We start from the raw sequence: 14,427 nt of genomic DNA, 5'->3' as shown, positions 1-14,427 counted from the left end.
TCTGTATTTTTCGTTGCAATTCTCTGCACTTTTCTGTTGCAAAACACAACTGTTGTAAAATACACCTTATATCCAGCTAAACAAGTTTAAATTCCTAAACCAATCGCTATATGCGTTTTACCTGTACCTGGCGATTCGATTAATAAGACGTTGTGTTTTTCTTGAATAAAATCTAATTTCTTTAAATGCGGAAGGCGAGAGGCCGAATTTTCCGGTAATCTCTCAGTCTCTAATTCATTTAAGAGAAACTCGCCGAACGAATCCGATTCGCTTTTACTCGCACTTCTCGATCTTGCATCTCTTGCACCAGTGCGTGATATAAAAAATCCTCTGCTGTCTGATGTTGTTTCCACATATGTTCTTCTTGAATAAATGCCCGAATATTTGGTAGTCGAAGTTATTTACATAAATTACCATACGTAAAAACTTCTGGTACAAAGCCTAAATAGTCAATACACTTTCTTACTTTCTTGATGAAAGGCAAGTAGCACTTTCTGTTTCTTCTCCAATGAAATCACCTCTATACGCTCCTAACTCTATGAAGTTAGGATTATTTTCATATAAAAGTGGATCAGTTTTAGCTTATCAAATATATACAACATCAGAAAATAAAAAAACCAGGAATTAACCCGGTTAAAAGATATCTATGATTATTTATTTTAAATAGTCCTCTAACACCCCACTTATAGCCACTTCAATAGGACGTTGTTTCACAATTTTAATATATTGTTTTTTTTCTAGTGCTTTTAGTTCTTTTCTTATGACATAATCCGTTAAGTCTAACCCGTTTTCTAACTCTTTTTTAGACATAGCTGTTCCTTCTATCCCAAAGATGAAGTGTTGTCCTAAAACGAATAAAATATCCTTTTCAATGTTATTAAGACCTTCAAGAGTTTTTATTAGTTCAAATAATCTTTCCATTTTCCCCTTTTTTTCTGATAAATCTTGCAAAATATCATTTTGGGCATTATGAATTATTTGGAAAAACACTTCACAAAAATAGGTTAACTCTCCCTTGTTTTTAGGATCATTACTTATAGTAAATGCATCATAATAAAATTGTTTCGATTTATTAGTTGAGTAAGAGAGGGTTATGGCTGTTAATTTGTCTAGTTCATCTATTAGATACATACTACTAATATATCTAGATGTACGTCCGTTCCCATCATAAAAGGGATGGATATAACCAAAATAATAGTGGGCAATAGCAATTTTATATAACATTGGAAAACTATCATTGTTTAAAAAACTTATTAGGTTTTTTAAATGTTTTTGAATAGACGTTTCAGGAGCAACTCCTCTATGTACAGTTTTACCTGAGGAGGTTACTACATCAACCGCTTCCTTTCTAAATAGCTCTCCATCCAATTCATCTTCATTTTTTATTTCTTCTTTCACTAATCGATCATAAATATCTCTTATCTCCTCAATCGATTCAATAGCAGTTTTCACTTCTGATAAAAGGTTAAAATAAGTATTCGTTAAACTTAAATGTCTTACTCTCTTCTTTGGTATATCCTTTTTGACGACAATTTCAATGACTGTTTCCATCTCTGCTTTTGTACTTCGAACACCTTCAATTTCATTTGTACTAAGCAACTCATCTACTAGTTTAGACTTAATGTATTGATTAATAGCAATGCTTGGTAATTTATCAATCATTGACTGAATTAATCTACTTTGTTTTAAAATCTGTTCATGTAACAAGTCAAGTTCAGGATGATTTACATAAAAACAAGTATACTCTTCGTTATAGTTATAAGGTTTTATTTGAAAAGGAAGTTTATATGTTCCATAGCTATTAATTCTTTTCTCATACTCAGTTCTATACTTTTCTAAGTCTTTATAATAAAGCTTGGATAACACCTCGTACATAAGACACCTCTATTCATAAAAAATGCTGTTTTTTTAAATATAATTTTTATATTATAAATTATAACCAATAAAATATATAAATATTTAAATTTATAATTAACTCTTTTAATTATTTAACATTAAATTCGACGAAATTTAATAAATACCTTCATTATAAAAAATTATTATGAGTTCTTTAAATTTATATAAGTCTTAGAGAAAAATAAATTATATCCATTGATTCTACCAATACTCTCGTCAAAAAATGAAAAATAACCCATCCTTGAGTCAGTAACTCTGATGGGTTATTTTCTTTCTACTTAAAACAGGGACATTTGTTCACGTTCTCCTAGTCGCTCTAAACTTTCTGGTGCGTGATCTTGGAAGAAGGCTGTTTGGATTTGTTTTTCTTTTGTCATCACTTGTTTGGAAGAGCCAGCTAAATGACGTAACCGACAGCTATAAATAATTGGGAAGTAATCTGCCAAGAACTTCCCTTCTGCATGTGCTGTTAATGCGATGACTTGGAATCCTAGCTGTTCTGCGATGAAAAACACTGGGCTTAATACATGATCACTTGATGCTTTACCAAATGGATTGTCTAATATGACCGTACGATGACGTTTCGCATTGGATTGAATATGCTGGCTTTTTTCTGCAATGAAATTCAAAATCCCTAAAAATAACGCCATATTTTTACTCCATTTTTCTCCTCCTGACCATTGATTGGATTGTTCCCATGAGTAGTAGTTTTTCGAAATATAGTTATCACTTTCTACCTTTAGACATTTAACCTTGATGGTTTGATTTCCAATTACTTCTCGAAGCAATGGAACTGTCTGTAATGATTTTTCTAAAAACTGGCGAATTTTTATTGGATCTTCTATTCCATTTTCATCCATATATTGTCTTTGTTCGATTTTCGATAAAATCCAGTTGATGTATTCTCGAATTCTCTCTTTTCCTTCATCTTCATCCCAATCAGGTACTTCGACTTTGTAAATAGTACGCCATTCGTCTCCTACTTTGACACGAGTTCTTCTCGGAATTTCCAATAAATCTTCTCTTACTTTTCTTAAATGAAGGTGAATATACATCATCACACGTTGTTGTTCTTCATCATACCCACGAATTGAAGTTTCTGCGAATTGATTCGTACGATCAATCTGTTCTTCTAACAATTGATGATGATTTAAAACCTCTGAATAGGTTGATTTTGTATCTATGCCATCCAGTGCTATTTTCCGCATTTTAGGATCTGTTAATTCATGGCAAAACTTTTTGAATTGCTCTTTTGCTTTTCCTAAATAGTTATACTCATTGTCAACTTGTTGTTTGTTATCATCGAGTCCACGTATGACCTTTTCAATGATTGAAATACGGCTGTAGCTAAATGCTTGAATTTCCTCATCCGTCAATTGACCAGCATTTAAGTGAGGATCATTTAATTTGTGTAACTTCTCATTTTTCTCAAAAATAAGTTGTGCTTTTTTACAATTTCGTTCAACTTGCTCTGCATTTTGTTGTTGTTGCTGTAAATAAAGATGCCGTTTTGTTAACTGAGTTTGTTCAGCATCAAGAATAGCCTCGACAGTATTTATGTCCTCCTCAAAAGAAATCAGTTCTTCACTAGAAAATGTACTTTCATACTGTTGAATGAGTTGTTTTATTTTACTTTCTTGAACAGCACATTCAGTATGCTTATTTTGTAAATGATCTTTCTCTTCATTTAAGTCTCTTTCTAATTCTCGAATCGTACGTTGTAATGAATAGATTTTTTCTTTACCGTTTACAGGAAATACAAGTTTTTCATCAAAGTTATCAAATTCCATGAGGAGATTTTTTTTCGTATCTTCTAAATCATTTATCCGTTTTTTACTACTTTCTCTTCTCGCTTCCCATTCGCCCCTTGTTTTTTGTACTTGTTTTAATTGGTCAAGGGTATTTGTTCTCAGCTCTTTTAAAGTATTCATATTCGCTGTGGAATTGATTGGTCGAGTAGATTTCACTGCTTCATATATCTCATTTATTTCTACTTCGAACTTTAATTGATACTTTAAAGATGATAGGTCATCTCGATCCTTCAAAATGTCATCCAACACTTCCTGAAGTTGAACTTTCAATTGACCCTCTATTCGTTCTTGCTCTTTTAAGTGGTTTTCATAAAGAACAATTTGAGATTCTTGCTGTTGTACTTCCTTTTTCAAACGAATAAAATCGTTAGCGAGAGGTATCCGTTTTTCTTGTAAATTTTGGAATCTTTCTTTCACACCACTTAGCTGTTGTTCTTTAATGTCTAGATCTCTTTTTATCTCATGAATTCGATCATCCAGTTTTTGATTTTCTAATTGTAAGTTTTCCAATTCATGAGACAAACCCGTAATTTCAAAGTTTAATTCATTGTATTGTTCAATTGGAAATTCGTTTATGAATTGGTGGAAGGACTGTTTTGTTTGTTCCCAAAGTTGGATGGTTTTTTCAATTTCTACACGTTCCATCGTTTTTTCTTCCGCATTTTGAGAAATGGTTGCTTTCCATTCATTAAAAATATGTTCATTAAAATTGTTTCTCCATATAGTAGGTTCAACTACTTCATTTAACGACGGCTCACCTTTAGCATACCTAGCTGCATCATGGACCGTTAGAACAAAAATTGGATATGTTAAATGGTGTTGGACTGATTGGAGCTTTTCGATTAATGCTTCTTTTTCATGTTCTGTAGTTATTAATGACGTTGCCCAAAATGGATAGTCAATGTTGGATGCATCTATTTCAACGGATTGTATATAACTGATTCCTGTTTTCAAATAGCTAAATTGATTCCATTGGTGGATTTGTTTTTCAACATAAGGATCTGCAAAGAAGTTTTCTTGGTTAACATAATCATCTACATATCGTTTTGCAATGCGTTCCTTTATTAAGGATTCTTCCTTTTTTCCCTGAAGGATTGCAAGGCGCTCTTCAATTTGTTGTTGAATGGAGGATTTTTTCTCGTAAACCGATTGTAAAAAACTCCATTGATGTAATGTTTCGGCAAGCTGTTTGATTATACGTTCATGAGCCTGATCAAACTGAAGTTTCTGTTCTATTTTCTTCGTTTGTTCCATTTGTTTATCATGAATTTCACCATTCTTTGATTTAACTTGTAGTTCCTTTTCTTGTCGTTCAATATTCAGCTGCTTTATTTGTTGATGTAATGTGATTTTTTCTTCATCTAACTGATTTTGTTCGTCAATCCATTTCGAAAGTAATTCTTCTATCGACTCTTCCTCATGAGATACTAGTTGTAACTTTATGAATTTCATCTGATTCGATTTTTCTTCCACTTTCGTCTTTGCCTGAACTTGTTTCGAACGAATATTTTGTATTTCGCTTGATATAGTGTTTATTTTTTCTTGAACCTTATCTCGCAGTTCTTCATTTTGTTTTTTCGATAAAGTTGTATTCTTTATTTGTTTTTCGAATTTTTCTTTTAGTTCTAAAAATAAATAATGAAGTTGACCATTGATATCATCAAGTTTTAAATGAAGTTGCTCAACCGTTTCGTCCTGGTCTAATGTTTCTAATTCTTTTTCAACAAATTGTAGATTTTCTAATTCATTTTTCAGTTCTATATTTATTTGTGCCAATCTCAATGAATAGTATTCTTGTTGACTGTTATTTCGTTTTAATTCAAGTTGGTCCACTAACTTTTGAATGTTATTTTGTTCTTTTTGCAGGTTGTTTAAAGTTTCATTCTCTTTATGAATGTGTAAGGAAGTCCTTTTTTGCTCCAGACGTTGTTGTTCAGTTTGCCATTCTTGAAAAGACTGTTCTAATTGTAGTAGCTGTTGTTCCACTTGATGAAGTTCTTCTAAAAGCAACTGATAGTAACCTTTTGCTGATTTTCTTGCCTGAAGATAAGTTACTTCTTTATCATCCACTTTTTTAAATTGTTCAACATAGATAGCAAGTTCTTGTTGAAGGAGTTTATTTTCTTGAATTTTTTCTTTTAATTCTTTATATTTTTTAAATTGTTCACGATGGTTTTCAAACATATCTGCAAATGTATCTTTTTTATATCCTGCAATTCCTTTTTCAACTGAAGGAATTAACAAACGGTCGATTAACTCATTTGTTTTCTTACAATTTTCAAAGAATTCTTCAATGCCGCCTTCTGATCCGTTTATTTGCACAATACTTTCCCATTCATTTCCAATAATGTGATAGTTGTTTTCGATAAATTCTCGAAATGATTTAATGGATTGGGAAAATGTTTTTGCTTTTGTACTATATTGACTGGTCATGTAGGAGTAATAATCCGACATTTCACCACGACTACTTGGGCGCTTACCATTTCCTTCAGGCTGTGTAAAGGGGATTAAATCAATTGAATGAGCATCATTTTCTCCATATTCGTAAACATATCGAAGGGATTCAATTCCATTTAATTTCCTATAAAGGGTTACAGCCGTTACAACATAACGCCGTGGCTTTTCATTCAAGAGCCACTCAATTGCAATATGTGCTGCTCCTTCATCTAAATTCAGTGTATCTTTCACTTTGCGTTCTGCAATGTCTGTATGTGGAATAATGGCCTGTAATACTGTTTGGATAAATACCGTTTTTCCACCGCCATTTTCTAATAAGACGGCTCCATTATGACCATCAAATAGAAATATTTCATCGTGGTATCTTTTTTGCCCTTGTTCATATACAACATTTGTTAAACGGATTTTGCTAATAGCTGGCATGTCTTTTACTCCTTTCTAATTAATCTTTTTTGAAAATAAAATCAGTCTTTACCCTCATCATAGACTTTAAATGTTAATCACTTTTTTGTTCTTCTTCAAAAGCATATAAAAATTCTAGTATTCCTCTATTAAATTCACGTTCCATAAAATATCTTCCTACAATAACTTTTGTTTTTTCAGTAATGGTGATTTCCCCATTCCCAATATTTTCGACAATCTGATAGGTGATTAAAAATCTGCGAACAGTATCTAAGAAACTTAAACGACTTAGCGTATTACCTGATTGTTTATTCGCTGTTTCTTTAACATCATCTAATGCATCCCATTTTTCAATAATCGCTGTCCATCGATATGAAAACTCTTTTTCAAGTTGTTCCAATTTCTCTACATCATGTTCTTTCAAGCTATCGATACGATTATTTACTTCATTTAACCATTCATCTAGGGTAATGAAGTTTAACGTTGGCTCTATTGATTGATAGCTATCATAAAAACATCCAATTAGGACAATTGAACAAAAATACAATAGGTATAGATCGACATTCGTCGCCTTTGTGCCTAGATGCATTTTTTTAAGTTGTTCATTGGTCACATGAAATGGAGATAGTTTCGTTTTCGGAACAAGGTATAACTCTTGTCCAACAGAAAGACAGACTGCATCATTCATTTCAACAAAATGGTCAGTAAGTGATCTAATCGCTTCTTCTACTTTGTAAGCTCGAGCAAGGTCACCTGAAGCGACTCCTTTTTGAGCAAGCTCGGAATATAATGAAAATGCCTTTAAAACTTGGTCTTGTTCATATCGCAACTCGTTATTTCCCCCTTATGTATGTGAATTTTCCTTTAGATAAAAAGTCATATTTTGAATTTCAAACCGTTCATTCACTTTAATAATCTCTTGAATTTCTTCAATGACTACTATTTTGTTATTTAATAATTCTAAGGCGTTACTTAAAAGGTGTAGCGCACTTTCTTCTTCGCTTTCCTTCTCTTGGAAGAGAGGACTCCTCTGATGACAGAGAATAATAAAATCGTAGAAAGCACGGTTATTTAGCCAAGGATGTTGTCTGGTTTGTAACTGGTCAATCCATTCAGAAAGTAACCATTCAGTTTTTCCTTCAAATATTTCCACCATATTGTTCATCATGTCAGCATAAAGCTTTCTTTTTATATTTACGTATTTTGCATTAGCTTCTTCTTCATCTATCGTGTCAAATACTGCATTGTTACTACTTTGGTCATCTTCTGACCAGGATTGTGGTGCGAATATGGAAAGTAATGACCATGTTTCGATCTTTTCGATTGTTAAAAATGGTGCTAGTACGCCTTTCATTGATTCAAGTGGTAATGGAGTACTTATAATTTTTGACACAATATCTTGGTCTATATTAAACGTATCCACACCAATATAGTATAGCGATTCCTCTGCCGCCTCTAACGCATGTTTTTTTAATACAAAGCTTTGATTTAGTAAATCACGATGCTGACTATGTACGATACTTAACTCTTTTTCAATTTGTAACAACAACTCATATGCTTCTTTTTCTTTTTCAGGGTTAGGTTGATAATAGTAATTGTTTCTTGTTTCTGAAACAAATTGCTGTAGTTCTTGAAATTCTTCATTTTCTAAACTAAGACGAAAATTACGATCTTCAATGACTTCCATAAAACGCTTTTGCGTTTCAATCGACACAATACTTCTTTTAATCTCATGTTCGAGTTTCACCATTCGCTCATGGATTGTTTCGACATCCATTCTCATTTCGTTAATTTGTCTTAAAGCTCCAACAAATTCCCCTTTTTCAAGTAATTTTCGTAGCATTAGCTGATGAATAGACAGCTGAAACTCTTGAAAATACTCTTTTGTTGCAAATACGAGCTCTAACCCATCATCATCAAGGGTATAGTATTGTCGATTATTCTTAACATCAAAATCTGTTGCTTTTATATATGAATAATCTATTTGATCATCTTGTTGAGTTTCCCAATTGAAAAAAGATTGTATTTTCTTCTTTCCTGTACCTGGTCGAAACGTACTAAGTATGATTCGGGCAATCTCTTCCAGTTGCTTTTCATCTAAATCATATGTACCATTAGTGAATTTCTGCAAAAATTGTATAAGCTCAGAAATTCCACTCTTTTTTTCTCTCATCAATTTCATTTCAAAGAAAAACAGTAGTGTAAACAAACCGAGACTTTTCATATCGATTTCTTTACCCTTTTTATCAGTTCGATTTTTTCTTCCTAATTCTTGTAAGGGCTCAAAAAGAAAGACTCTTTTAACACGTTCTTTATAATCTTTAGCTATTGTTTCGATAAAAGACTGGTCCAATCCGATTCACTCCAGATCTGTTTTAATTCGTTTGATGATAGCATTTCTTGAGGATAGTAGGTATCATTGGTTAAAATTTTTAGAAGTTCACTTTTTTCGTGTTCGTTGAAATAAGATAAAAATTGCTCATTAGCAGCATCGTTTTTTGTCTGTTTCGTTTTAATTGGGATTGGTTGCTTCTTTAATATAGATTGGTAAAAATAAAGTGCTGGAATAGCATCGATTTTTTGAGTAAGCAAATGCCAAATCTTAATTCCTTCCCAGTCTACATCACCAAAATAGTAGAATACATGTTTTGCAGTGGGAATAGGTATTTGTTTTTTGAAATGTTCAATACTTTTTGTAATTTTATATCCTTGTCCATAGATCAATGTTGTAAATTGAGTATCTGTTATTTTTCCAATTAGTCCATCAAATGTTGTTTTATTTTCTACGATGAGATGATACTGAGTACTGTTATTTATGTGAAGAGGATTTATTGCAAAGCTTAATGGATCATGTACAGGGATAATCCTCAATTGATCCCATATTTTTATACTTTCAAGTAGTTTTTGTCCATTGTTTTCTTGAATCCATTTTTCATCACCTACAAGTGCGAGACTACGTTCAGGAGCGGGAACTTCATCTTCTGGGAAACCATGCTTTTGTAAGTAAGAATTAATTTTTTCTATGTAAAGCTTGTCCTCTTGCCACTTTTGAGGTAAAGCACTTAAGTAAGCATCCAGTTTTATTGCTGGATGGATGAAAAGACTGAATTTTTCAATTTCCCCCTGTGAATCTTTTTTCAGTTTTGAATAGTAAATGCGATATTTATAAGCAAGTGAAGGCGTTTTTCCATTCCTTCCAGAACTTTTAACCGCTTGTAGTAGTCCTTGTTCTTCTAACTCGAGAATTTTTAACGAAAACTGTTCATAAGTTTGATATGTTGAGTCCATTTTTTCTAGTTCGTCTAGTGTGATATAAGTTTTTGAAAAAGTAAACAAGTGATCTATTAGTTCCATCATAACTCCCCCTTTACATAGTAGTTTCTATTGATTATATTCTATTAACTATTTTCCCATAGATTTAAGCTCTTAGAAGGGGAAATCTGATTTTTTTATTATTTTGTCACTTTTAGATTCATAATATTGATCATCAACTTCCAGCATTTCTTCTAACTTTTCATGCGTTACTCCATACTCAAATCCACTACTCGTATAACCCGCTATGCATGCGAAATAACCCTCTGATTCAATTTCTTTATATTTTTCTCTTCTCTGTTTTTTCTTTTTCATTATTTCCTTCTTTCCTTCATTTTACAAGTTGTTTATAACAGGTTGTTACTTGTTCAATTTCCTCCCCCACTTATTGAATACTTAGTATTTGACATTAAAAATACAAGCAAGATATTATGGATATATTAAGTCTACAATTGGGTGATATTATGAAGTTAACAAAAGCAACGAACTATGCTCTCCACACCATGTTATTTTTAGCTATGAATCCCCCTAATGAGCATATTGGCGTGGTGAAATTGGCTGAACGCCAAGAAGTTTCTACAACATATTTATCTAAAATACTAACAAAATTAGTAAAGTCGGGTATGGTTGAGTCTGTTTCCGGAGCAAATGGTGGGTATAAACTAAAACCGGGTTGGGAAAGACTTTCATTACTGGATGTTATTAAAGCGATTGAGGGTTTGACGCCTATTTTTGATTATTGTCACAATCATAATCCCGATTGTTTAATTCAAAGAGCGATCGAATCTGCAGAAGAGAAGCTTTTAAATGAACTGAATCACACACTGATTGTTGACCTTGCTAACAAAATGAACGAGACATCTTTATAATTCATGATGTCTTTTGCCTTAATTGTAGATATTATAACTCTATAATATATATTATAGATACGGAGGGAAATATTGATGGATAAATTAGATTGTATTGTCATTGGTGCAGGACCTGCTGGACTAAGTGCAACCTTAACCTTAGGAAGAGCACGTAGAAAGGTTCACATAGTTGATAATGGTACAAATCGAAATCGCGTGACGCAAGAGTCCCATGGATTTTTAACGAGAGATGGTATTAAACCACAACAACTCAAAGATATAGCAATGGAACAATTAAAACCTTATCCATCTGTTTCAATTTCGAAAGAGACAGTTACCGAGGTTTATAAAGATGATCAAAAGGATTTATTTACAGTCCATACTTCGAATAATAAATCATATTTAGCAGAAAAAATCTTATTAGCTACTGGTATACAAGAGGAATTTTCCATTTCACAGATTAAACAATATTACGGGAAGAGTTTATTCAGCTGTCCATATTGTGATGGTTGGGAGCATAGAGATCAGCCGTTAGCCGTTATTGCAGAAAATGAAGCACATATTACTCATTTGACTAAATTGGTTTTTAATTGGTCGAAGGATTTAATCGTTTTTTCTAATGGTCACCAACTATCCAATAAACTTCGAAATGAATTTGAGAGTAAAAATATTAAAGTTTACACAGCAAGAATTAAAAACTTACATGGGGAGAATGGCAACTTAGAAAGTATTGAATTAGAGTCCGGTGAAAACATCTTTAGAAGTGGTGGCTTCGTCGTTCCAAGTTTTTATAGCCCAAATAAATTTGCCGAACAATTAAATTGTCAGTTTGATGAAAACGGAGAAATTATCACAGATGGGGATGGACGAACAACAACAAACGGGGTTTATATTGCTGGAGAAACAGAAAAAGCAGGACCATCTTCTTTGATAATTGCGGCCGCCCACGGAAATAAAGCTGCTGCTAGTATAAATCTAGATTTAACATTAGAAAGGTTTTAAGCTCATGTCGCTTAGATGTAAACTCATCAGCGAACATCTAGGCTTTGCTACAAAAAAAACCTCATCAATTTATTATGTGGAAATGATGATGAAAATTAGGTATCCTTTTGGGTGTTTTTGCAGCACTTACATCCTTTTTTCTTTTAACGATAAAAATAACCCATCCTTGAGTTAGCAGCTCAGATGGGTTATTTCTATTATGTAATCAACCGCCTTTGCGGAGATCGACTATTATACTTAAGCTAAAATATCATGTAACTTATAACAACCCACCATTTATTCGAATCGTTCTAATTCCTGATATTCTTGCATAAATGGGCCGTTATCGGCTACTGCGGAGTGATAAAGTGCTTTTATTGCTAGATTTTTATCTAGACCCGTTTCTACTTTTATTTTCTTTAATTCATCGTGTAATTCACGGTGCTCATTTATTAGTTTCGTCATTACTTTTTTGGCTCTTCACCACAAGTTGTACTTGAGATTTTAAGATAGGTATGCATAGGGAAAATAGAGGATACAAAAAATGCGAATTTTCCTGTATGGTAAAGGTGACCAAACCAAACCATTGGAGGAAAATTCGCATGTACGCTCAGTTTATCAAAGAACTCATCGATTTACCAGATGTTTTGATTCAAAAGGTGCGAAAAGAAGAAGAACGTTGGATTTTCGAACTTTCTCTACCCGAACAATGCCCATTATGTCCTGTCTGCTTGAAGCGTACAATCAAAATGACAGGCAAAAAGAAGCAATGGATGCATGGGTATGCTCAACGGATCGGCATCTTTCGGGTGGAACTCCCTGTGGAGCGTAGACGTTGTGGTACATGTGGCATGACATTCAGCACGTCTTATCCCGGAATTTCCCCTCGAAGTGTAGCGACGGATGCGTTTCAGCAATGGGTGGCGCAATCTTGCATCGGAACATCCATTCAGGCGGTGGCTCGTATGCTCAAGCTTCCTTACACGACCGTGGAACGTTGGTTTTATACCCATGCCCCTTCCTTCCTATCGAATGACATCCAACCAAAGGCAGTTTGTGTCGATGAGTTTGCGTTTCGAAAAGGGCATGATTACGGAGTGGCGATCATGGATGCCGAAACGGGAGAAGTGTATGCCGTTGAAGCAGGAAAGAACGAGGAAGCCATTGGACGTGTGTTGGCTCCTGTGTCTGATTCTGTTCAGTATGTCGTGAGCGATTTGGCTCCAGCGATGAAAAAAGCGATTCAAGGGGCGTGTCCGGAAGCGAAGCATGTGGTCGATTATTTTCATGTGATTCAATTGTTTACGGAAGCGTTGGATCGATGCCGCAAATCCTTCGGAAAAGGGAACAAGAAACATGGGCATGTCCGGTATGTTTGCCGCTTATTGACCCAGCGCCCCGAGAAGCTCACCGAGGAGGAACGCCAAACGGTGCGGGAGTGGCAGAAAGAGAGCGATTCCTTGCAGGCTGTCTATCAATCCCTTCAACATTTTCGTTATGTATCCAAAAGCCAAAAGCCAAAACGAGCGACAAGCGAAACGTCGTTTGAACGCCTGGGTTCATCGGTATTTGTTTTGTCCTTGTTCTGCTGTTCGCGCCATCGCAAAATCACTCGTCAAACGAACAGACGAAATCATATCGTGCATTTTATCCCCTTATTCAAATGGGAAAATGGAGGGAACAAATAACAAGATCAAGCTGATGAAACGTCGGGGATACGGATACAGAAATATCCAGCGTTTTGCATTGCGGGTTCGGCTAGAAACAGCTAACATACTTTCATGACAGGTGCAAGTACAACTTTTGGTGATGAACCAATTTTTAATTCTCGCTCTTTCAGATCGTTTGAACGACTTAATTCAGAAGCAATTTCATTGAGCTTTCTTACCATTTCTGGAATATCACGCTCATAAAATTTTTGCCCCATATGAGTTTGAAAAAATTGAACCATATAAACCTTCTCCTTTTTTGTTTTTTTAATAGATAAAGAGGACAACCGAGTGGATTGTCCTCTTTGCCCTCTATATTTTCTTTCCAACATCAATATGGCTATTGTATTCCCATGCTGGAATATAAATCTCCATATCCACATTGATGTCGTTTTTCAAGTTTAGATAACTTATAATTTCGTGAGGGGAATCATCAAAAATGATCCATTCATATTCACGAATTGCTTTATCCGAAAAGACTTTCCTAATCACTTCACCCTTCGGCACTCCGTCTGTAAAGTAAAACGGAAAAGTGAAGGGTGTGTGTTCATTAATCCATTGTCTTGTAATTTCAGAAGATATGTGTTTTTTATTTGGTCGGGAAGTAAGGAACATACACATATCTTTTTTGTCGTCTATTATTCCTTCGATGTTTTCAATGACTGATTTCATAGGTTCTGCATTTTTAAAAATAGAACCGTCATCAAACAAACGTGAAGGAACAGGTGATGGATATATGTCGGTTCTGTATCCTTTATCTTTAAGTGCTTTGTTAACATTGGCAATGCAATTGTCTATATCAACAATCACTATTCTTGACATATATTTTTCCCCTTTCTACCAACTACTTTTGTAAAAGATGATATACTCTCGTTTCGTTTTTAAATCCGCCAACGTGATCAAAAGAAATAAAACAGCCTGAGTCCTTATGTAATTTTAGGTCTCAGGCTGTTAATGTCTGTCTGCGTGACAGGGCTTATTTTCGAACTAAGATAAAGCAGGTCACGAGTT

General features: G+C 34.0%; 12 protein-coding genes and 1 pseudogene. 3 read left to right on the top strand and 10 right to left on the bottom strand.

Annotated elements, in window-relative coordinates:
* Positions 1-86: 86 nt before the first annotated feature.
* The 7 genes from CD30_RS06730 to CD30_RS06700 all read right to left on the bottom strand — a co-directional run bounded on the left by CD30_RS06730 (position 87) and on the right by CD30_RS06700 (position 10,193).
* Positions 87-353, bottom strand: coding sequence for an ATP-binding protein (locus tag CD30_RS06730; protein ID WP_052126081.1), 267 nt, complete (start codon positions 351-353; stop codon positions 87-89).
* 301 nt (positions 354-654) lie between these two features.
* Positions 655-1,875: a Fic family protein gene (locus tag CD30_RS06725; RefSeq protein ID WP_036174266.1), complete on the bottom strand. Its 1,221-nt coding sequence runs from the start codon at positions 1,873-1,875 to the stop codon at positions 655-657.
* Between the two features lie 299 nt (positions 1,876-2,174).
* Positions 2,175-6,587 (bottom strand): coiled-coil domain-containing protein, encoded by a 4,413-nt coding sequence (locus CD30_RS19425; RefSeq protein ID WP_052126080.1) that lies wholly within the window; start codon positions 6,585-6,587, stop codon positions 2,175-2,177.
* Between the two features lie 73 nt (positions 6,588-6,660).
* A complete protein-coding gene (locus CD30_RS06715) occupies positions 6,661-7,395 on the bottom strand; it encodes a DUF6063 family protein (RefSeq protein WP_036174263.1) in 735 nt (244 codons plus the stop codon).
* Positions 7,396-7,410: 15 nt separating this feature from the next.
* Complete coding sequence (locus CD30_RS06710; RefSeq protein ID WP_036174261.1) at positions 7,411-8,919, bottom strand: hypothetical protein; 1,509 nt, start codon at positions 8,917-8,919, stop codon at positions 7,411-7,413.
* A complete protein-coding gene (locus CD30_RS06705; protein ID WP_052126079.1) occupies positions 8,892-9,920 on the bottom strand; it encodes a Wadjet anti-phage system protein JetD domain-containing protein in 1,029 nt (342 codons plus the stop codon). The genes CD30_RS06710 and CD30_RS06705 overlap by 28 nt, the downstream gene beginning before the upstream one ends.
* Positions 9,921-9,992: 72 nt before the next feature.
* Positions 9,993-10,193, bottom strand: coding sequence for a hypothetical protein (locus tag CD30_RS06700; RefSeq protein ID WP_036174255.1), 201 nt, complete (start codon positions 10,191-10,193; stop codon positions 9,993-9,995).
* A gap of 149 nt (positions 10,194-10,342) precedes the next feature.
* On the opposite strand from CD30_RS06700, the gene CD30_RS06695 reads away from it, so the two are divergent.
* Together CD30_RS06695 and CD30_RS06690 are read left to right on the top strand one after the other, a co-directional pair.
* Positions 10,343-10,747 (top strand): Rrf2 family transcriptional regulator, encoded by a 405-nt coding sequence (locus tag CD30_RS06695; RefSeq protein WP_036174252.1) that lies wholly within the window; start codon positions 10,343-10,345, stop codon positions 10,745-10,747.
* Between the two features lie 75 nt (positions 10,748-10,822).
* The gene (locus CD30_RS06690; RefSeq protein ID WP_036174249.1) at positions 10,823-11,728 is read left to right on the top strand and encodes an NAD(P)/FAD-dependent oxidoreductase; all 906 of its coding nucleotides are present in this window, start codon (positions 10,823-10,825) and stop codon (positions 11,726-11,728) included.
* Between the two features lie 276 nt (positions 11,729-12,004).
* Here the strand turns inward: CD30_RS06690 and CD30_RS20310 are convergent, their stop codons facing one another.
* Entirely contained in the window at positions 12,005-12,172 is a 168-nt protein-coding gene (locus tag CD30_RS20310; RefSeq protein ID WP_088350732.1) for a hypothetical protein, read from the bottom strand.
* A gap of 137 nt (positions 12,173-12,309) precedes the next feature.
* On the opposite strand from CD30_RS20310, the pseudogene CD30_RS06685 reads away from it, so the two are divergent.
* Positions 12,310-13,492: pseudogene (locus CD30_RS06685) on the top strand (ISL3 family transposase).
* Here the strand turns inward: CD30_RS06685 and CD30_RS06680 are convergent.
* Together CD30_RS06680 and CD30_RS06675 are read right to left on the bottom strand one after the other, a co-directional pair.
* Positions 13,476-13,658: a hypothetical protein gene (locus CD30_RS06680; protein ID WP_036174247.1), complete on the bottom strand. Its 183-nt coding sequence runs from the start codon at positions 13,656-13,658 to the stop codon at positions 13,476-13,478. The pseudogene CD30_RS06685 and the gene CD30_RS06680 overlap by 17 nt on opposite strands.
* A 70-nt stretch (positions 13,659-13,728) precedes the next feature.
* A complete protein-coding gene (locus CD30_RS06675) occupies positions 13,729-14,238 on the bottom strand; it encodes a hypothetical protein (RefSeq protein ID WP_003725286.1) in 510 nt (169 codons plus the stop codon).
* Positions 14,239-14,427 lie beyond the last annotated feature (189 nt).

The sequence above is a fragment of the Ureibacillus massiliensis 4400831 = CIP 108448 = CCUG 49529 genome (assembly GCF_000772965.1).
In the GTDB taxonomy this organism is placed as follows: Bacteria; Bacillota; Bacilli; order Bacillales_A; family Planococcaceae; genus Ureibacillus; species Ureibacillus massiliensis.
The sequence above is the reverse complement of the archived record's forward strand: the minus strand, read 5'-3'. Positions and strand labels throughout refer to the sequence as shown.